Source organism: Sphingomonas sp. GC_Shp_6 (genome assembly GCF_026540835.1).
Classification (GTDB): Bacteria; Pseudomonadota; Alphaproteobacteria; order Sphingomonadales; family Sphingomonadaceae; genus Sphingomonas.
Window position 1 is genome coordinate 130,080 of record NZ_JALNUO010000007.1, and the last position, 18,344, is coordinate 148,423.

General features: G+C 63.8%; 20 protein-coding genes and 1 pseudogene. 11 read left to right on the forward strand and 10 right to left on the reverse strand.

Going from position 1 to position 18,344, the window contains the following annotated elements; genetic code table 11:
- Window positions 1-13: 13 nt before the first annotated feature.
- The 3 genes from OXQ95_RS10580 to OXQ95_RS10590 all read right to left on the reverse strand — a co-directional run bounded on the left by OXQ95_RS10580 (window position 14) and on the right by OXQ95_RS10590 (window position 2,276).
- Entirely contained in the window at window positions 14-622 is a 609-nt protein-coding gene (locus OXQ95_RS10580) for a hypothetical protein (RefSeq protein WP_267381518.1), read from the reverse strand.
- Window positions 619-1,002 (reverse strand): PadR family transcriptional regulator, encoded by a 384-nt coding sequence (locus OXQ95_RS10585; protein ID WP_267381519.1) that lies wholly within the window; start codon window positions 1,000-1,002, stop codon window positions 619-621. The genes OXQ95_RS10580 and OXQ95_RS10585 overlap by 4 nt, the downstream gene beginning before the upstream one ends.
- A gap of 602 nt (window positions 1,003-1,604) precedes the next feature.
- Window positions 1,605-2,276, reverse strand: coding sequence for a TetR/AcrR family transcriptional regulator (locus OXQ95_RS10590; RefSeq protein ID WP_267381520.1), 672 nt, complete (start codon window positions 2,274-2,276; stop codon window positions 1,605-1,607).
- 313 nt (window positions 2,277-2,589) lie between these two features.
- Here OXQ95_RS10590 and OXQ95_RS10595 point away from each other — a divergent pair, with 313 nt between their 5' ends.
- The 4 genes from OXQ95_RS10595 to OXQ95_RS10610 all read left to right on the forward strand — a co-directional run bounded on the left by OXQ95_RS10595 (window position 2,590) and on the right by OXQ95_RS10610 (window position 7,561).
- Window positions 2,590-3,216, forward strand: a complete 627-nt coding sequence (locus tag OXQ95_RS10595; protein ID WP_267381521.1) for a sigma-70 family RNA polymerase sigma factor — start codon at window positions 2,590-2,592, stop codon at window positions 3,214-3,216.
- Window positions 3,217-3,307: 91 nt separating this feature from the next.
- Window positions 3,308-4,555 (forward strand): HlyD family secretion protein, encoded by a 1,248-nt coding sequence (locus OXQ95_RS10600; protein ID WP_346731947.1) that lies wholly within the window; start codon window positions 3,308-3,310, stop codon window positions 4,553-4,555.
- A 1-nt stretch (window position 4,556) separates the two neighbouring features.
- Window positions 4,557-6,101: a DHA2 family efflux MFS transporter permease subunit gene (locus OXQ95_RS10605; protein WP_267381522.1), complete on the forward strand. Its 1,545-nt coding sequence runs from the start codon at window positions 4,557-4,559 to the stop codon at window positions 6,099-6,101.
- Window positions 6,101-7,561, forward strand: coding sequence for an efflux transporter outer membrane subunit (locus OXQ95_RS10610; RefSeq protein ID WP_267381523.1), 1,461 nt, complete (start codon window positions 6,101-6,103; stop codon window positions 7,559-7,561). The genes OXQ95_RS10605 and OXQ95_RS10610 overlap by 1 nt, the downstream gene beginning before the upstream one ends.
- A 125-nt stretch (window positions 7,562-7,686) precedes the next feature.
- Here the strand turns inward: OXQ95_RS10610 and OXQ95_RS10615 are convergent, their stop codons facing one another.
- From OXQ95_RS10615 to OXQ95_RS10625, 3 genes and pseudogenes are all read right to left on the reverse strand, one after another.
- On the reverse strand, window positions 7,687-8,139 hold the full coding sequence (locus tag OXQ95_RS10615) for a VOC family protein (RefSeq protein WP_267381524.1): 453 nt from the start codon (window positions 8,137-8,139) through the stop codon (window positions 7,687-7,689).
- Between the two features lie 475 nt (window positions 8,140-8,614).
- A pseudogene (locus tag OXQ95_RS18815) lies at window positions 8,615-8,725 on the reverse strand (ClpX C4-type zinc finger protein); the annotation flags it as partial.
- A 313-nt stretch (window positions 8,726-9,038) separates the two neighbouring features.
- The gene (locus tag OXQ95_RS10625) at window positions 9,039-9,245 is read right to left on the reverse strand and encodes a hypothetical protein (RefSeq protein ID WP_267381525.1); all 207 of its coding nucleotides are present in this window, start codon (window positions 9,243-9,245) and stop codon (window positions 9,039-9,041) included.
- Window positions 9,246-9,319: 74 nt separating this feature from the next.
- Here OXQ95_RS10625 and OXQ95_RS10630 point away from each other — a divergent pair, with 74 nt between their 5' ends.
- The 5 genes from OXQ95_RS10630 (at window position 9,320) to OXQ95_RS10650 (ending at window position 13,727) form a co-directional block, all read left to right on the forward strand.
- Window positions 9,320-10,264, forward strand: coding sequence for a helix-turn-helix domain-containing protein (locus OXQ95_RS10630; protein WP_267381526.1), 945 nt, complete (start codon window positions 9,320-9,322; stop codon window positions 10,262-10,264).
- Between the two features lie 378 nt (window positions 10,265-10,642).
- Window positions 10,643-12,178 carry an FAD-dependent monooxygenase gene (locus OXQ95_RS10635; protein WP_267381527.1) on the forward strand — a complete coding sequence of 512 codons (1,536 nt, stop codon included), beginning with the start codon at window positions 10,643-10,645 and terminating at the stop codon, window positions 12,176-12,178.
- 4 nt (window positions 12,179-12,182) lie between these two features.
- A complete protein-coding gene (locus tag OXQ95_RS10640; RefSeq protein ID WP_267381528.1) occupies window positions 12,183-12,680 on the forward strand; it encodes a nuclear transport factor 2 family protein in 498 nt (165 codons plus the stop codon).
- A 28-nt stretch (window positions 12,681-12,708) separates the two neighbouring features.
- Entirely contained in the window at window positions 12,709-13,131 is a 423-nt protein-coding gene (locus tag OXQ95_RS10645; RefSeq protein WP_267381529.1) for a hypothetical protein, read from the forward strand.
- Window positions 13,132-13,202: 71 nt separating this feature from the next.
- Entirely contained in the window at window positions 13,203-13,727 is a 525-nt protein-coding gene (locus OXQ95_RS10650; protein WP_267381555.1) for a hypothetical protein, read from the forward strand.
- 20 nt (window positions 13,728-13,747) lie between these two features.
- Here the strand turns inward: OXQ95_RS10650 and OXQ95_RS10655 are convergent, their stop codons facing one another.
- Both OXQ95_RS10655 and OXQ95_RS10660 read right to left on the reverse strand, forming a co-directional pair.
- The gene (locus OXQ95_RS10655) at window positions 13,748-14,503 is read right to left on the reverse strand and encodes a siderophore-interacting protein (RefSeq protein ID WP_267381530.1); all 756 of its coding nucleotides are present in this window, start codon (window positions 14,501-14,503) and stop codon (window positions 13,748-13,750) included.
- A complete protein-coding gene (locus OXQ95_RS10660) occupies window positions 14,500-15,390 on the reverse strand; it encodes an SDR family oxidoreductase (RefSeq protein ID WP_267381531.1) in 891 nt (296 codons plus the stop codon). Before OXQ95_RS10660 ends, OXQ95_RS10655 begins: the two co-directional genes overlap by 4 nt.
- Window positions 15,391-15,487: 97 nt before the next feature.
- Between OXQ95_RS10660 and OXQ95_RS10665 the strand changes: the two genes are divergently transcribed.
- Window positions 15,488-16,303, forward strand: coding sequence for a helix-turn-helix transcriptional regulator (locus tag OXQ95_RS10665; RefSeq protein ID WP_267381532.1), 816 nt, complete (start codon window positions 15,488-15,490; stop codon window positions 16,301-16,303).
- Window positions 16,304-16,422: 119 nt separating this feature from the next.
- On the opposite strand, the gene OXQ95_RS10670 is transcribed toward OXQ95_RS10665, so the two are convergent.
- On the reverse strand, window positions 16,423-17,202 hold the full coding sequence (locus OXQ95_RS10670) for a class I SAM-dependent methyltransferase (RefSeq protein WP_267381533.1): 780 nt from the start codon (window positions 17,200-17,202) through the stop codon (window positions 16,423-16,425).
- Between the two features lie 112 nt (window positions 17,203-17,314).
- On the opposite strand from OXQ95_RS10670, the gene OXQ95_RS10675 reads away from it, so the two are divergent.
- Complete coding sequence (locus OXQ95_RS10675; RefSeq protein ID WP_346731931.1) at window positions 17,315-17,722, forward strand: Rrf2 family transcriptional regulator; 408 nt, start codon at window positions 17,315-17,317, stop codon at window positions 17,720-17,722.
- 177 nt (window positions 17,723-17,899) lie between these two features.
- On the opposite strand, the gene OXQ95_RS10680 is transcribed toward OXQ95_RS10675, so the two are convergent.
- Window positions 17,900-18,325 carry a CPBP family intramembrane glutamic endopeptidase gene (locus OXQ95_RS10680; protein WP_267381534.1) on the reverse strand — a complete coding sequence of 142 codons (426 nt, stop codon included), beginning with the start codon at window positions 18,323-18,325 and terminating at the stop codon, window positions 17,900-17,902.
- Window positions 18,326-18,344: the final 19 nt, after the last annotated feature.

An 18,344-nucleotide genomic window follows, 5' to 3' on the forward strand; every position in this document is an offset into this window, starting at 1 on the left:
TCCACTTTCCTTGTTATACGAGGTTTTCGAGCAAGCGATTACCGTCGATGGCGGACCACTCGCAGACCCTTGTCAGAACAATGTAGAGCAGCCCCGCCAGCAGCAGAGCGATCGGGATCGACCACCAGCCAAGCAGTTCCTGGGCTCCATCGGCGCCCGCGACGATGCCGGCACTGACCGTGCCGTCGGCGTTGCGGAACACGCCCACATGCTCGCCCCACAGCGGCTTGAGGATGGCCATGCCCGCAAAGATGGCCAGCAACAGGTAGCCAAGACCAAAGCCGAGCCCGATCACCATACGGCGCGAGCCCGCCAGGACGGAATGGGAGAGGCCGCGAGCGATAGTGACGGGACTGTAGGTCCGCGTTCCACGTTCGATCAGCTGGTCGGCGAGCAGCGGGCGCAGATAGTCCGCGGGTTGCCCGAGACGGGACAAGGCCAGATCCAGCCGCTCCAGTTCGCTGCCGCCCGGAGCAGCCGCCATGCTGTCTACGACATGCGCTTCCAGGTCGCCCTGCAACTCGGCGGGGTCGGCCCCGGTACGTGCAAGCGAGCGCCTCACGTCGGCGAAATAGGCATTCCAGCGACGCCGCGCGGCAGGATCGGTGAAAGCGGGGGTCATGCGGGCACTCCTGGCAGGAGACGATCGACCGAGGCGGCGAGCTTCGACCATGATGGGATCATGCCCTGCAGAAGCTCTTGGCCCTGGAGTGTCAGGGCGTAGTATTTGCGCGGCGCACCTCCATCACCCTCGGCCAGGCGGGACGAGATCAATCCGTCTTTCGCAAGCCGCAGCAGCAGCGGGTAGAGCGTTCCTTCCGGCACATCGATCGCTGCGCGCTTGGCAATGCCGGAGATCAGCTCGAAGCCATATTGCTCCCGTTCGCCCAGCGACAGCAGGATGACGAACTCCAGCACGCCTTTGCGCAGCTGGACCTCCCACCTGCTGATCGCATCACGCGAATCATCTGATTGCCTTGTCATGCAAGGGTATTGGCTCAACGTAGCTTGCATTGCAAGGGTTTGCAGGTGCCGCGCCGGTCACTTGCTGATGCCCTGGCAGGGCGATCAACGGCGGACCTCTCAATTCAATGCCCAATTGAGAACGTCCCGGTCTTCTCGACCGCCGTTCCCAATTGAGAAGGTTAAAACTGCCCCTTGGCAGCTGCGACAGCGGCATTCTCAACCGTTGGTGGAACCTCTCTTCAACCGTTTTGCTCTGTCCGAGCTTGTTCTACGGGTCGTGAACGGCAAAATGGGCGCAAGGTACTGGATTAGCCATGAAACGTGACGCCCTGCTAGAACTGAGACGCGGAAGGGCTGGACGGTGTCGCCGGTGCGGATAGCCAACTGGTTAACGCCGGCGCTCTCGCCCAGTTAGACTCCATCTCGACCGAAATCGTGAGCAGATTGGTAGATTACGGCCCGGCCGCTTTCTGTTCGCACTGTAGCGTAATCGGACCTTCGTTCACTCTCATGACCACTGGACTGCGCTGCTTAGAGCAGACCGTTTAGATGGGCCTCATGTCGTTGACTGGCGACTCGATCGATGCGCGGCGTAGCCTCGTGGCGCTGAGCTGTGCGATGTCAGAAGGATTAAGTTGTTACTGATCGTCCGCTGCGATGGGACGAGACCAGTCCGGCCGCGCCAGATGTAGGAATGCCCTCCAGCGCCGGTCAAACCAATGTTCTGGATTTGGAGCACCCGCGATCGCCTCGCCTGTGAGATGCCGCTTGCGGTTGGAGAACCGGTCAATCAGGTCTAGCAACAGTTCGATCATATCCTGCGGATCGCAATCGCGAAGCTCGCCGGCGTTTTGCGACGCGACGACGAGAAGGCGACCCGAGTCTAATAAGCGTTCGCTCCACACGCCCAGCATCTCGGCCGCCCAAGGCTCCGTAAGACTGGCGACCCGCAGCAAAAGCGCAAGCCGTTGGGTATCCTGCCGTGACAAGTAACCGAACAGTCGCCGAGCCCACCGCCGCAGCCGGTTAAGCGGCAGCACTTCGCCCTCGTCTGACAATCCGTCATTGTTCGACAACCGAAGGACCTCGCGCTCCACCACGGCTTCGATCAACGCCATCTTGCTTTCGTACTGGCGGTAAATGGTCCGCTTGGTCACGCCGCTCGCCTTGGCAAGGGCGTCCATCGAGAAACCGTGCACCCCGCGTTCGGACAACATGACGAAAGCCTCATTCAAGAAGCCTTCCCGGATAGCCACCGCCTGATCGAGCGTCGGACGCCCGTGCCTTCGCGTGGGTACCTGCACATCCATCTGCGTTTCCTCTCTCCCACGCACGCCACGCCGACATTCGCCGACCAAACTTAGCGTTCCGGCGAAGCATGACCACCGGGACACTGCGGAGCAACCCGCAGTGAGCCCGCCAGACCCTCTCCTTAACCGCGTCCTGCCAAGTGCAACTCGAAGTATCTGATCCAGGATACCAGAACAACCTTGACTTGCCCCGCTTATGACCTTGGTCTGTCGCCATCGTCGACAGGCAGTCTGAGCCTTGACCTACTCGGCTGCATTAAGTAGACGACGTTGTGTACATGACGCTAAAGCGTTTGCTCCATCAGAGGCAGTTATGGCAATCGCAGCCGCCGCCGCACTCGGCGAAGGTGAACTCGACTACGACTTCGTGGCCGAAACGGTCCGGACCAGAGGCGCCTTGCTGCGCTATGCGCAGCGGCTAACGGCCACCGAAAGCGCGCGGGACGACCTCGTGCAGGACACGTTGCTGCGCGCATGGGCGGCCCGCGACCGGTTCGCGGCCGGCACCAGCTTCAGAGCCTGGCTGTTCCGGATCGCGCGCAACACCTTCCTGTCGGGCATCCGACGGCGCAGGTGGCAAGTCGACCTGCCCGAGGAGGTTTTGATTCAGTTGATGAGCGAGCCCGCCTCGCAGGAGGCGGGCCTTCACATGCGCGACCTCGATCGCGTCGTTGCATCGTTGCCGCCCGCCCAAGCGGAGGCGCTGATAGCGGTGGGGAGCGACGATGCCGGCGTGGACGTAGTGGCCGAGCGGCTGGGCATCCCCGCCGGCACACTGCGCAGCCGTACGCACCGCGCCCGCCAAGCCGTGCTGGAGCGTCTGGATCATGCCAAGCCGCCGCCCGCATTACCGGCCACTGCCGCGCCTCCTCTTCGCGACACGCACGCCAGCGGCGTCTACGCCGCGTGGAAGGCGTCGGGCTCGCGGATGATCGGATGAGGCCGGTGCGTAGCCGTCCGTAAACGATGTCGCGCTGATGCCCGGATCAAACCGTCTTGCCGACAAGCCGAACCTCGAACCGAGTGACCCGATGACCGACAGCTCTTCCAACGCCGACGAAGCCCGCAAGGGCGGCCAACCGGAAGGCGATCCGTCGACCGCCGAGCGCGGCGGCCAAAGTGATGCCGGTGGCCAGGGCTCCGGCGGCGGCAAGGTTGAGGGCGATGGGAATGCCAAGCCCAAGAAGAAGATGAGCGGTCGCACCAAGATCATTCTGCTGTTGATCGGCGTCGTCGTACTGGTCGCAGTGGTGATCTGGTTCATCCACTATCAGACGCGCGGCAAATATCTCCAGGGTACCGACGACGCCTATGTGCAGGTCGACGCGGTGACGATCGCGCCCAAGGTCAACGGCTACGTCGCGGAGGTGTTCGTCGCCAACAACCAGGACGTGAAGGCAGGTCAGCCGCTGGTGCGGATCGACGCGCGCGACTACCAAGCGCAAGCGGCGCAGGCCGAGGCGCAAATCGCCCAGGCGAACGCCAGCGCGGACAGCGCTCGCGCTTCCATCCGCGAACAATATGCGACGGTCGCGCAGACTCGCGCCCAGCTCGCCGCGAACCGGGTCAAGGCGGCGTATGACGCTAGCGAGGTCGACCGTTACGCGCCGCTGGCCGCGGCCGGCGCCGAGACGCGCACGCAGCTTGCGCAGCTCCGCTCGACTGCCGGGCAGTCGAGCGACAACGCCCGCGCGACGGCGGCACAGGTGGTGGTGCAGCAGCGCCGGATCGGCACCTATCTCGCCCAGATCCGCCAGGCGCAGGCGCAGGGGCGAGGCGCGCGCGCCCAGCTCGCGTCGGCCAACGTTGACGTCGGCGCGACGCTGATCCGCGCGGCGGTGGACGGGCGCATCGGCGACAAAACAGTGACGGTCGGCCAGTATGCGCAGTCGGGAACGCGGCTGATGTCGCTGGTGCCACTCACCCGGCTCTACATCACCGCCAATTTCAAGGAGACGCAGGTCGGTTTGATGCGCGTCGGCCAGCCCGCCACCATCGAGGTGGACGCGCTGAAGGGCGTCAGCCTGCGCGGCCGCGTGGAAAGCGTGTCGCCGGGGACGGGCGCGCAGTTCTCGTTGATCCCGCCCAGCAACGCGACGGGCAATTTCACCAAGATCGTGCAGCGCGTGCCCATACGCATTTCCATCGAAGCGACGCAGGATGTGTGGAAACTGCTCGTCCCAGGTCTTTCGGTGAACGTGACCGTGGATACGATCGCGGCCAAGGGCGACCTGAAGCACATTGCCGACGAGCAGAAGCAGCTGGACCGGCGGAACTGACATGGCGGTGGCGGGCGCGACATCATCGGGCGGCGGGGAGAAGGCGGACGCTGCTGCGTGGCTAGCCGTTATCGCCGGCATCCTGGGCGCGCTGATGGCGACGCTGGACATCTCCATCGTCAACTCGGCGCTGCCCACCATCCAGGGCGAGATCGGGGCGAGCGGCACGGAAGGCACGTGGATCTCCACCGCCTATCTGATCGCGGAGATCATCATCATTCCGCTCTCGGGCTGGCTGGAGCGCGTGCTGGGCCTGCGCACGCTGCTGCTCGGCGTATCCGTGCTGTTCACCGGCTTCTCGATCATCTGCGGCTCGGCCAACAGCCTGGGCATGATGATCGTCGGGCGGGCGGGGCAGGGCATCACCGGCGGCGCGCTGATCCCCACCGCGCAGACCATCATCGCCCAGCGGCTGCCGCGCGAGCAGCAGCCGATCGGCACCGCGCTGTTCGGCGTGGTCGCGATCATGGGGCCGGTGGTCGGGCCGGTCATCGGCGGCTGGCTGGCCGAGAATGTCAGCTGGCATTACGCCTTCTTTCTCAACGTGCCGCTATGCGTCGCCTTGGTGATTTTGCTGCTGGTCGGCCTGCCGCACCAGAAGGCGAACCTGGGCGAGCTCGCCAAGGCCGATTGGCTCGGTATCATCGGGCTAGCCCTCGGGCTGGGCGGCATGACGGTGGTGCTGGAGGAAGGCCAGCGGGTGCAATGGTTCGACTCCTCGCTCATCCAGATCACCACGGCGCTGAGCGTGGTCGGTTTCATCTGCCTGTTCGCGGGTCAGCGCTTCGCCTCACGGCCGGTCATCAAGCTGTCACTGCTGCTCGACCGACAGTTCGGGTCGGTGTCGGTAATGGGCGTGGTGGTCGGGATCGCGCTCTACGGCACGTCCTATGTCATACCGCAGTTCCTCGCCAACGTATCGGGGTACAACGCGCTGCAATCGGGGCTGGTGGTCATGATCTCGGGCATCCCCAGCCTGTTCTTGATGGCGATCGTACCCGTGCTGCTGAAGCGGCTCGATATCCGACTTGCGGTGGCGATGGGCCTGCTCTTCATGGGCGGCTCGGCCCTTCTCAACGCGCGGCTGAACAGCCTGTCGGTCGGGCACGACTTCACCGACGGGCAATTGCTGCGCGGCTTCGGGCAGATCCTGAGCTTCATGTTCCTTAGTCAGGCGGTGGTGCAGTCGGTGCCGCGCGAAGACGCGGGTGATGCCTCCGGGCTGTTCAATGCGATGCGCAACATGGGCGGAAGCTTCGCGCTGGCGGGCATTTCAATCATTCAGGACAAGCGCCTGTGGCTGCACGAGCGCCGCATCGAAGAAACGCTGAACGCCAATTCCTACACGGTGCAGCATTACGTCGGCGCCAATGGCGGGCTGATGCCGGCAGCCGGGCAGCTGGAACAGCAGATCATGAACCAGGCATACGTGATGACCTACAATGACATCTTCTGGCTGATGGGCGTGGGCACGCTGGCGGTGTTGCCACTCGTGTTCTTCCTGCGCCCCTTGCCCAAAAATGCGAAGCCGGCGGCGATGCACTGATGAAGAAGCTCCTTCCCCTCTCCCTCGTCCTGCTCGCGGGCTGCACCGTAGGGCCGAACTACGCCGGGCCGCCACGCACCGCCGCCGACGCGGCTGCGCGCGGAACCTTCGTGCGCGCGCAAGACCCGGCGCTCACGCCCGCTCCCGGTCTCGCGCGCTGGTGGGAAGCTTTGGGCGATCCGACACTGGACTCGCTGGTGGACGACGCGCTCGCGCACAGTCCACGCATCGACGAAGCGCAGGCGACGATCCGTCAAGCGCGCGCGCAGCTCCGCTCGCAGCAGGTCAACCAGCTACCCTCCGTCAGCGCCTCTGCCAGCTACCTCCATGCCCAGCTGCCGGGCATCGACATCGGTAACGCACAGGGCTCTGGCACGACCACAACGACGGGGAGCGGCGCCACGTCGACTTCTTTCAACTTCTACAATCTGGGAGGCACCGCCTCGTGGGAGCCCGACCTGTTCGGCGGCGGCCGGCGCGGGGTTGAGGGCGCGCGCGCTACCCTGGCGCAGCGCTTCGCCGATCTCGCCGACGCGCAGGTGTCGCTTTCGGCCGAAGTCGCTCAGGCCTATGTCAACTTACGCGACGTGCAGCACCGGGCGGACCTGAACCGGCAATCGACCAAACTCCAGCAGCAGGCGCTCGCGCTCACCCGCACGCGCTACGCCGGCGGAACCGCCACCAAGCTGGACGTCGAGCGGCTCCAGACGCAGCTCAACCAGACGGACGCGCAGAACCTGCCACTCGGCGCGCAGATCGATCAATATCGCGACCAGCTCGCGGTCCTGACCGGGCGCACGCCCGGCGCGCTCGACAATACGCTGTCCACCGCCGCGCCGGTGCCGCTGCCGCCCGCCGCCGTGCCGATCGGCGATCCCGCGACGCTGATCGCGCATCGCCCGGATGTGCGCTCGGCCGAGCGCGCGCTTGCCGCCGCCACCGCGCAGATCGGCGTCAACAAGGCCAAGATGTTTCCGAGCCTCAGCTTCCGTGGCATCCTGGGCCTGGGTGGCACCGCGCTCCGCGACGTAGTGGATCCCAACAAGTTCAGCGCGCTGCTCGCCCCGCAGCTGAGCTGGTCGTTCCTCGACTTTGGGCGCAACCGGGCGATGGTGCGCCAATCGGAGGCACAGCGCGACCAGGCGGACGCGCAGTACCGTCAGGCGGTGCTTCAAGCATTGCAGGATGCGGAGAACAGCCTGTCGCAGTTCGGCAACTACCGCCAGCAGCTTGCCCAACTCGTTCAAGCGGAGCAGTCCGCCGCGCGGTCCGCCCGACTTAACGCGCTGCGCGTCCAGGGCGGCACCAGCTCCACCATCGACCAGCTCGACATCGAGCGGCAGCGCTACTCCGCCACCATCTCGGTCGCGCAGGCGACGGCTCAGTTCACCAACAGCTACATCACCGTCCAAAAGGCGCTCGGCCTGGGGTGGAGCGACCCAGCTCGAGGGTCACGGTGAACGCTTCTCATCCCGAAATCCAGGCATTCTGATCGGCGGAGCGATGAGCGCGTTCTACAGACCGTTGCTAGTTTTTTAAACGAGGAAGCTTGTATGAAGGCGATGATCAAAGGCACGGGCCTTCGTTAGCTCCGCTTCGGCTGCCAGAGTTCGATCTTGGTGCCATCCGGGTCCTGTATCCAGGCGAACCGACCGAAAGCGTCCTCGTCATCACGTTTCAGTATTGGAACGCCGTGCGCGGTCAGCCGCGCGATCATTGCATCCATGTCGTCGACCGCGAAGTTGATCATGAACTCCCGGTTTGAAGGGCTCATGTAGTCGCTGGAGTCTGGAAAGGCCGTCCAGGACACTTTCGGAGGGTGGCCCGGAGCATCGAACGGCAATGCCGCTCCGCCCCATGGTTTGACATCAAGGCCAAGCACTTCGCGATACCACTGCGCGAGCACCTTCGGGTCTTTGCTCTTGACGAAGACGCCGCCGACACCGGTGACGTGACCTGCCTGCTCAGCCATGACGTATCCCTGACAAGTGAAGGTGAGCGCGACCGCCGCCACGAAGCGGGCGAACATCTTGAGCATACCCATCCTCCTGTTCCCCTTTCCGCCAAGGTGCGCGGAAACGCGGCCGTCTGCAACTTCCGCTTTCACCAATGCTGGCCTTTCCCGATCAACGATCGGGGCTGTTGAAAAAGGGACGCGAGCTTGGACGCCAATCGGATCGGCCCTTGGCTAGCTACCCGACTTGGCCGGAAACGCCTGGGGCTGTTGAAAAAGGACGGGAGCCCTACCCCCACCCGTCTCGTAAGGGATCGTTGATCGGGAACGCCTACCCAAATCGCTCATGGGCTGTTTGCCGCGACACTCCGAGGGGATGAGCTATCTTTGCCCAGCTTACGTTGCGCGTCCGAAGCACATCCACCACGTCGCCTAAATGACGCCGGTGCGCTTCTGCCGTCGCGTTAAGCGGTCCAAGGGCGGCCAGGAGGCGTTCGGTTGGCCACATGGCCGGATGGAAATCGGGCGGTGCGGCGGTTTGGTCGCCCATCGCGGAACGACATAGCTCGACGCACTCGTTGCATATGTGGACGCCACCTGGCCCCTCAATGAGTTTGATAATCTCCTGTTCTGACTTGCCGCAGAAAGAGCAGCATACGATCGCGTCCACATCGACTCTCCTGTCAGGTTCACCCTGACTGTCAGGTCTGGCCTGACGGGAGTCAAGTGGCTTGGGCGTGCCCGATTGGAACGGCCAGCGAGACGGCGCGGGCGTTCTCGGAATCGATCGAATTACGGGAAAACCAATCACGTCCGTGCAATGACGCGTTCTGCGATTTTTGCGACCCGTGGACGGTTCATGTCCCTGCTTGCGGCCAACTGCGCCGTGACCGCTGTGAGGACCGACGCCGGGGCGAGGTCCGGTCGGCCTGCATCGAACGGGGGAGCGGGCGCATATTCGAGGGCGAGCTGGATGGACTGTGCTACCTCTGCACGTCGCAGTGCTCAACCTTCGCCAAGTCCGCCAACTCGGCGAAAACGAGCCCGTGTGAAGTGATCGGCTTACCCGCAACCGACGCCACGATGATCTGGGTGTCGGGGGTGCGAACGAGGAACTGGTGTGGCCCGGTGAAGTCGAGCTGCGTCACGCCGTCGTAGATCGGGATCAGGATCGTGGTGAGGTCGGCCATTGCAATCTCCTTTCTGCCACGATGCCGTAAGCGCGGTGTGGCGTGAACGACATTGTTCCCTCATAATGCGCCACATGCGCACCATCGGTTTTTTTGTATGCCCCGGACACCAGATGCTTGATCTTGCTGGGCCGCTTTGCGCGTTCCAAACTGCCGCAAGGGACGACGGTGCTCCTGCCTACCGCGTTCATGCCCTGTCGGCAGGGGGCGGCTTGATTGTCGGTAACTCGGGTATCGGCGTCACGGCGGGCGATGTGGCAAGCGTGACGCTCGACACGCTGGTGATGGTCGGGGGCGACATCGCGCCGATGTTGGAACAGGAGCAACTCAGCGCGTTCACCGCGGCTGCGGCGCGGGTGAGGCGCGTGGCGAGCGTCTGCACAGGCGCCTTCATGCTGGCGGCGGCAGGGATGCTCGATGGACGCCAAGCGACGACACACTGGCGACTCGCGGCGAAGATGCAGAGCGACTATCCCCGCACGATCGTCGAGCCCGATCGCATCTTCGTGAACGACGGGACGGTCTGGACCTCGGCAGGGATTAGCGCTGGCATCGACCTGTCGCTTGCCCTTATCGAAGACGATCTGGGCCTGGCGGCATCGCGTGCAGTGGCGCGAGAGTTGGTCGTCTATCATCGCCGCAGCGGCGGTCAGTCGCAATTCTCCACCCTCTCTGAGCTTGACGGTGAAACCGATCGCATTCGCGACGCCCTGCGCTTCGCCCGCGACCATCTTTCCGAGCCGCTGCCGGCGGAGCGGCTAGCGGAGGCCGCCTGCCTCAGCCTTCGCCAGTTCGGGCGTGCGTTCCGGCGGGAAACCGGCGAAACGCCAGCCAAGGCAGTCGAACGGCTCCGGGTCGAGGCGACACGCAGCCGGATTGAAGAGGGCGTCGAACCGATCGAAGAGGTGGCCCGGTCTGTCGGCTTCGGCGATCCCGAGCGGATGCGCCGAGCCTATGTTCGGCTATATGGCCTGCCGCCGCAGGCGCTCCGGCGCATCGCTCGCCGGGGACAGGAATAGCTGCCTGCTAGGCTGCTGTACCGTCCCCGGCGAGCGAGCAGAGGGACGGCGCGAGCGGGCTCGTTTGGGATGGTAAATCGGGAAAAGCAGGTAAGGTGGCAGGTCGAGAAGCGAACGTCCGTTGCAAGATCGTTCTGCTCGCTGTACCTCATAGAGGTCGAGAAAGGTGGACCGGCGTGGTGAGCCCCGGTCAACTCAGCGTGTGACGTTGGGTACAATTCCAGCCCGAAGGGCCGCGGACCACGACGGGGTGGACGCTTGCCTTCCTTCCCCGCAGGTTCGGTCAAGCAGGTGTTGAGCCTGCTGCCATAGCTTGTGGACTGGTTCGGCAATCGTCCTCACGCCGTGCCCGCGGCATCGTGACCAAGGACGCTCACCATGCGCCATGTGCCTGTACTCGTCGTCGGCGGAAGCCTCGTCGGCCTTTCTGCCTCCGTCTTCTTGCGCCACCATGGCGTTCCGCATCTGCTTATCGACAAACATCGGGGCAGCGCCCCTCATCCACGCGCCATGGGGTTCACTGAGACCACCATGGAGCATTACCGTGCCTGCGGGATTGCGGACCGCATCCCGCAGGCCGATCCCAGCGCCCGATTACGCCGCGTTCGCGTCGATAGCCTGTTCAGCGACTGGATCGCCGAGAGCGAATGGACGCCCGGCGAACCCGCCGACCGTAGCGCGGCTTTGTCACCCTGTACCGGCGCTGCGATCGCACAGGACAAGCTGGAGCCGATCTTGCGAACAGCGGCGGTCGAAGCTGGTGCCGAAATGGACTTGGGCGTGGAGCTGGTCGCGCTTGATCAGGACGAAATCTGCGCGACCGCCAGAGTGCGCAACCGCGATAGTGGTTTGGAAGAAACCATTTCAGCGGATTGGGTGATCGCTTGCGACGGGGCTGACAGTACGATCCGCGAAGGGCTCGGCATCACCCGAAGCGGTGTCGGTCACCTTCGCACGCTGCGCAGCGTGCTGTTCCGCTGCCCCGACGCCGATGTCGTGCTGGACCGCGGCGCGCAGCAGTTCGAGATAGAACAGACCGGCTTCAAGGCGTTCCTCACCACCTATGGCGATGGCCGTTGGGTGCTGATGTTCGACGACGACCGCGAGCGCGACACCGGCGAATTGCGGGCGGCCGTGTTGCAAGGACTGGGGCGAGAGCTGCCGTTCGAGATCATCACGACCGGTCGATGGGAGCTGGCCGGTCGGATCGCCGACCGATACCGTAAGGGGCGTGTGTTCCTCGCTGGCGATGCCGCTCACCAGCTCCCGCCGACCCGCGGCGGCTTCGGCGCGAACACCGGCATCGACGACGCCTGGAATCTCGCTTGGAAGCTGGGGGCCGTGGTCAGCGGTCGGGCGCAGCCAGCGCTTCTCGACACCTATGATGACGAACGTCGCCCGATCGGCTGGCTCCGACACCAGCAGACCTTCTCGCGTCCGGATTACGCCCAATGGGCGCCGGCCTCGTTCGCACCAGAGCCCTTGATCGGTAACGATGCGATGGAGTTCGGCCAGCTCTATCGGTCGTCGGCGGTCATCGGTGCCGGTCTGAACCTGCCGGCAGCAGCGACGCCAATGGTATGGGCAGGTCAGCCCGGCACCCGTGCACCGCACGTCTGGGAAGACGGCGTAGAAGGAGGGCGGTCGACGCTGGACCTGTTCGGGTCGGACTACGTGCTGCTCTCGGCCAATCCCGAGTGGATCGACACGGCACACCGGCTGAAGGTTCAGCCCGTGCTCATCGGCTGCGATTTCGTGTTCCCGGAAACTCCGTCGTTCGCGATCGGCTTCGGGGTCCGTGCGGAAGGCGCGTCGCTGATCCGGCCGGACGGCATCGTCGCCTGGCGCTCGCAAGCGATGCCACACCCGAAGGAGGAAGCCTGGATCGCCCAGCTGATCGCGGCGAGCTACTGAAATTATGGACCAGCCCCTAACGCCTTCATCGACAGACATCTCCCATCTCGTAGACAAGGAGGACGTTCGTCTGCTGGTGGCCCGCTACGTCGCCTGCATCGATAGGGGCTGGCTTCCCGACACGTTCGATCCCGATGCCTTCGACAGTATCTTTATGCCTAATGCGACCTACGATCTGCCGGCTTTAGGCGTCAGGGTCGAGGGTCTGGACGCGATCAAGGCCAGCCTGATTGCCGAAACGTCCGACCTTACCTTCTCCCAACACTCGCTGGCCGATCCAGTGATCGTAATCGACGGCGACGAGGCGACCAGCGATTGGAAGATGTGGATCGTCTCCGAGCGGCAAGGTGAAACACGCCTTGTGCTTGGGCGCCTGCATGTGATTTGTATCCGACAAACCTCCGACTGGCGTATCGCGGAAGTAACGCTATCCATTGGCGGAACAGTCCCACTTGCACAAACGGCGAGCGTGGCCAAAGCGTCGGCCCTAAACAGCATCTAACAATCTTTTCTTAGCCGTCGGATGAACAATGCGGGTGGTCAAGCCTACCTCTCAATATTCGCTCACAATTCATGGCTCAGGATCGATGGAAGACAGGTATACATTCTCGTTTGATAATGCTTTAGGCATATTGTCCATCACCGTAAATGGGTTTTGGGACAGAGCGGCAACCGATTCTTTTAAGCGGGAGTTTGCCGCAGCAGCAGCTGTACGCTCTCCTTTTATGTTAAAAATCCTTGTTGATCGTCGGGCTTCCGATGTTCAGTCGGCTGAGACCATCAATGCCATCCAAGGGCTTTTGAGTGGCCTCAACCCGAAAACTACAAAGATTGCTGTTGTCGTAAATTCGAGTTTGCAGACGCTACAAGTGAAACGTCTTGGGTCAGACAACCGCAGAACCTTTGCCACCCTTGAAGAGGCGAGACTTTGGCTTATCGAAAAGGACAGATAATCGTAGTGCCGACCCGCTATCCGAGGCGAGTAACCCAGCTCGTCGTGGGTCTGATTTTATATGGTATCTCAATGGCCATGATGGTCCGCGCCCATCTCGGGCTCGATCCCTGGGACGTGTTGCATCAGGGGCTTGCTCCTCGACTGGGACTCAGCTTCGGGCTCACGGTCAACGCCGTTGGCGTTGCAATCCTCGCACTCTGGTTCCCGCTACGCGAACGGCCCGGCTTGGGGACGGTGCTCAACATCGTGATCATCGGGACGGTCACGGACATTGCGCTGGCGCTGATCCCTGCGCCCCAGAGCTATGTCGTCCGCCTGACACTGCTCGTCCTGGGAATTGGCATCAACGGCATCGCGGGCGGCGCATACATCGCCGCAGGCCTTGGACCAGGGCCGCGCGATGGATTGATGACGGGCTTCTGCCGACAAACAGGCTTTCCGATCAAGCTTGTACGGACCATGATCGAATTGACCGTAGTCGCGGTCGGCTGGACCCTCGGCGGTTCAGTGGGTCTGGGCACCGTGCTGTACGCGTTGACCATTGGCTTCATCGTGCATCACACGCTTCCCTTGTTCCAGTTCACCACCGCATAGGAAGCTGGCGGCAGGACGGTTCAGTCCCTGAGCCTGTCGTGAGCGTCGGCCCTGCCTCTGATCCAGTAGCCACCCGCTTTGATCCGTTCGCGCGGGTAACCGAGCTCGGCGACGAGCCAGTCACGAAGAATTCGCGCGACGCTTGCCTCGGCCGCGATCCAGACGAAGCCGTCACCCACCGGAAGGTGGTGCGCAGCGAGCAGGGCTCTTAGCAGGGCCGCGTCGCCCTGGTCGCCGGTCCGGACCACCCATCGGCCGGTCCACTCGGCTTGAGTTTGGAGCACCTGCCGATCCGCGTCCTGCTCGACGACCACGAAAGTCGTGACTGCTTGCCTTGATGCCGCCTCTTCCACCCAGCGACCGATCGCCGGCAAGGCGGTCTCGTCGCCGATCAGCCAATACCAGTCCAGGTCGGCTGGTATGATGGCGGACCCGCGGGGGCCGCCGATATCCACCCGCTCGCCCGGCCGAGCGGCCCGCGCCCAGCTCGTGGCCACACCCGCATCGTGCAGGGCGAAGTCGATGGTGACACGGCCCGTCGCCACGTCGAACCGGCGCGGGGTATAGTCGCGCATTTGGCTCGGTCCGCCATCCTCGACAGGGAGGAACAGCTTGATATGATCGTCGAAGGACAGGCTGATGAATCCGTCGAGGTCGTCCGACGTGAAGCCGATCCGCAGCATGTGCGGGGTCAGCCTCACGACGGTTTCGACGGTGAGCGAACGTCGGCGAGTATCGTGGCGGACGCGCTCGATCCGGCGCTCGCGCATGGTCATGCCGCTTTAGCCATCGCCTGGACGTCGGCAAGCAAGCCGGCGCCGGCTGGTCTCCAGCCCGACCGCTCCAGCGTCAGCGTATTGGATGCTGACATGTCTTTGCCCACGAATGCCGCGAGCCACCCGAAATGCGCGCCGGCATCGTCGGCACCGATCGACTGGACGGGAAGGCCGAAGGTCTTTCCGATCATCTCTGCGATCTCGCGGAAGCCGATCGCCTCTTCGGCAGTCGCATGGTAGCGCGCGCCCGCTTCATGCCGTTCGAGGGCAAGCCGATAGAGAGCCGCGGTGTCGAGGACGTGCGCGGCCGACCAGGCGTTTACGCCATCGTCGAGATAGGCGGAGACGCCCTTCTGCCGGGCAAGCTCGATCACGTTCGTCACGAGACCCTGCTTGTAGCGATCATGGATTTGCGAGTTGCGCATCACCGAGACGTTGACGCCACGATCCGACAAGGCGCGTCCTGCCAGCTCGGATGCCACACGCGGGTTCGGGCTGTCGGCGTTGAAGCAATCCTCGGTGGCGGTCTGACCCGGCCGGGCTGACCCCATCGCGGTGCTGGAGGTGATAACGAGCGGCTTGTCCGTTCCGACGAGCGCCGAACCGAGCGCTTCGATCGCACGTGCGTCCTTCTGGCAATTCTCGACGAACTTTGAGAAGTCGTGATCGAAGGCGGTGTGGATCACGCCGTCGCAGGACGAGGCACCACGAGCGAGGCCTTCAAAATCCTCGATATCACCCCGGAACGCTTCGGCACCAGCCTTGACCAAGGCACCGGCGCCGTCGTCGGAACGGGTCAGGCCGACGACCTGATGGCCGTGCCATTGCAGATCCTGGACGATGTTGGAGCCGATGAACCCATTGGCACCAGTGAGGAAGACACGCATCGATCATTCTCCATTGCAGATGCCGTCTCAATCGGGGAACACCGGATCGTGGAAAAGTAGTGACCTTTTCCTAGTACCAGCACTAACAGGAACAGAGATGGCCACTACCCCGGAGTCTCCGCTCGGCGCCTACCTGCGTGACCGCCGCGGCCGCCTCGATCCGGCCGCGTTCGGTTATCCCGCGCAACGCCGTCGCACGCCGGGTCTTCGCCGCGAGGAAGTGGCGCAGCGCGCCAATATCAGTCCCACCTGGTACACCTGGCTCGAACAGGGGCGCGGCGGGGCACCATCGCCGGACGTGCTGAACCGGATAGCTGGTGGGCTGATGCTGACCGACGCTGAGCGCGAGCACCTGTTCATGCTCGCGCTCGGTCGTCCGCCCGAGGTGCGGTACAAGGCGGCCGACAGCGTGACACCGCGGCTGCAACGCCTGCTCGACGCGATGCTGGCGAGTCCGGCGATCATCAAGACCGCAACCTGGGACGTTCTCGCCTGGAACCGGGCGGCGGCTCTCGTCCTCACCGACTATGGTCTGCTGGCCCCGCACGAGCGCAACATCCTGCGGCTTGTCTTCCGCAACGATCGGGTGCGCGGCTCACAGGAGGATTGGGAAAGCACGGCGCGCTTCGTCGTCGGTGCCTTCCGGGCCGACGCGGCGCGCGCCGGTGCGGTGTCGGAGGTCAGCCAACTGGTCGCCGAACTCTGCGCCACCAGTCCGGAATTTGCGGCATTGTGGGCGGACAATGACGTGCGCTTCCATGGCGAGGGCAGCAAGCGCCTGCTCCATCCTGTTCTGGGCCGGATCGAGCTCGAATACTCGGGCTTTGCCGTCGATGGCCGGCCTGATCTCGGGATGATCGTCTACAACCCGGTCGATCCCTCTGTTATCGCTCGAATAGTATCAATGGTGTAGCATCTGACGTGGTAAAATCTTTCTGCGGGTGTAGGCCTGCCAAGCAGTGCCGTACTTTCCCGATTGGGAACGAGTTTCGGGAAATTGGCAGCCTGCCTTTTATTCGCGGTTGAGGATGTTCACCGCCGTGCCACACCGATCAGCGCAGTGGAGGGGATAGGAAGACGCGATCGCTCGCCAGCCATTGAGCGCAGTTCGGCGATGATCCTGCCCTTCTGCATGTCATCCAGGCTCGCCCAATCGGGTGATGGGCCAAACAGCCCATCAAGGTCGTCCAGCGCCGCCATGTCGAGATCGAAGTCGCGGGTCACATGCTCGATGTGAGGCTCACGATAGCCTGCTTGGACCAGCTCCGCTGCAAGGTTATCGGCCGTGCTGAGGATCGCCATCGCCTGCGGCATGTCCGCAAGCTCGCGCTCTGGAAACAGCTGGCGGATCAATCGGCCAAGCAACAGGAAGGCACCGGCACCGCGGTCTTGCCAGACAGCCACGACGCCATAGCCACCGGGTCGCGTAACCCGCGCCATCTCGGCCAGCCCCTTGCGCCAGTCGGGGAACATGAACACGCCGAAAATCGAGAATACCGCGTCGAAGCTGGCATCGGGCAGATCAAGCGCCTGGCCATCCATCACTCGCGCCTCAACGTTCGGTAGCCCCCGGGCGGCGATGCGCGCGACCATGCCCGGCGAGAAGTCGGTCGCCAGGACCTTGGTTCCGGACGCCGCGGCGGCGAGCGCAAGCGCGCCGGTTCCGGCAGCCACGTCCAGCACGCGGGACGCGGGCGTTAGCGGCACGTGGGCGAGCGCGGCATCGACATAGCGGGCGGTGTAAGGATGTGCCGCCTTCTCGTACCGCTCCGCCGCGTTGTCCCAGTGATCGGCATTGTTGAAGTCACGCACCGGCCATGCTCCCGAATCATGCAACCTGTCAGGTATCGTGATGGTGCAAACTTGCCAAGAGGATGCATCCGATGAAAGTGGTGCCATGCGGAATGATGGTCGCCTCTCGCGTATGCTGCACGTGCTGATCCACATGGCACGGCACGATGGGCCGATGACCTCCGAAGCGATTGCCCGGATGCTCGGCACCAATCCAACCCTGATCCGCCGCACGATGGCCGGCTTGCGCGATGCGGGTTATGTCCGGTCGGAGAAGGGGCATGGCGGTGGTTGGGCTATCTCGGCCGATTTGAAGACGGTGACGCTGCTGGACGTGCATCGGGCCGTCGGCAGCCCCCGCCTGTCCGCGATCGGGATCGATCGTCCCGAGCCGGGTTGCCAGATTGCTACGGTTGTCAACGAGGCGGTGAGCGACGCGCTGGAAGAAGCCGAGCGCCTCCTGGTCGAACGTCTGGAGTCAATCAGCCTCGCTGCACTCATCCGGACGTTTGATGAACGGCGCGGCTCTGTCAACGTCTGACCGGAATAGTTCCTCCCGATTGGGAGCGGCCAGCGGGACGGCTAAGGCGGTCACGCAGTGCCGGGCGGGAGCGCGAAGCCCTACTTTCCCGTAATCTGTTCCCGATTGCCTTTTCCCGAAACTCGGCATCCGACATGGGAAAGCGGGACGTACTGGTAAGCATTTCGAGAATGCGGCCTACCCGAGGGTCGCATACCACATCCCGAACGAATTGCTGGCGACGTGGACGATGAGCCCGGGCAGGATCGAACGCGTGCGCACCGCGCAGATCGCCGTCGCCAGGCCCAGGCACAACGCCGCGACGAAGTTTGCAGCTTCGTCGTGCAACGTCACGAACAGCAGGGCCGAGACGATCACCGCGACCGCTGTCGGGGTACGCGCGACGAGACCGCCGAGCAGGTAACCCCGGTAGAGCAGCTCCTCGACCAAGGGCGCTACCACGACCGTCGCGACCAGCAGCCCGAGGCCGCTCACGGTTGAGAGCGATGCGCGCAGCGCCTCACCGGCGGCAAGGTGACTGCCCGCACCGGACTGCCAGACCGTCTTGCCCGAGGCCGCAAGGTAGACGAGCGGCAGCTGCGCGATCACCAACGCAAGCAGCATCACTCCAAACGTGCCGCGA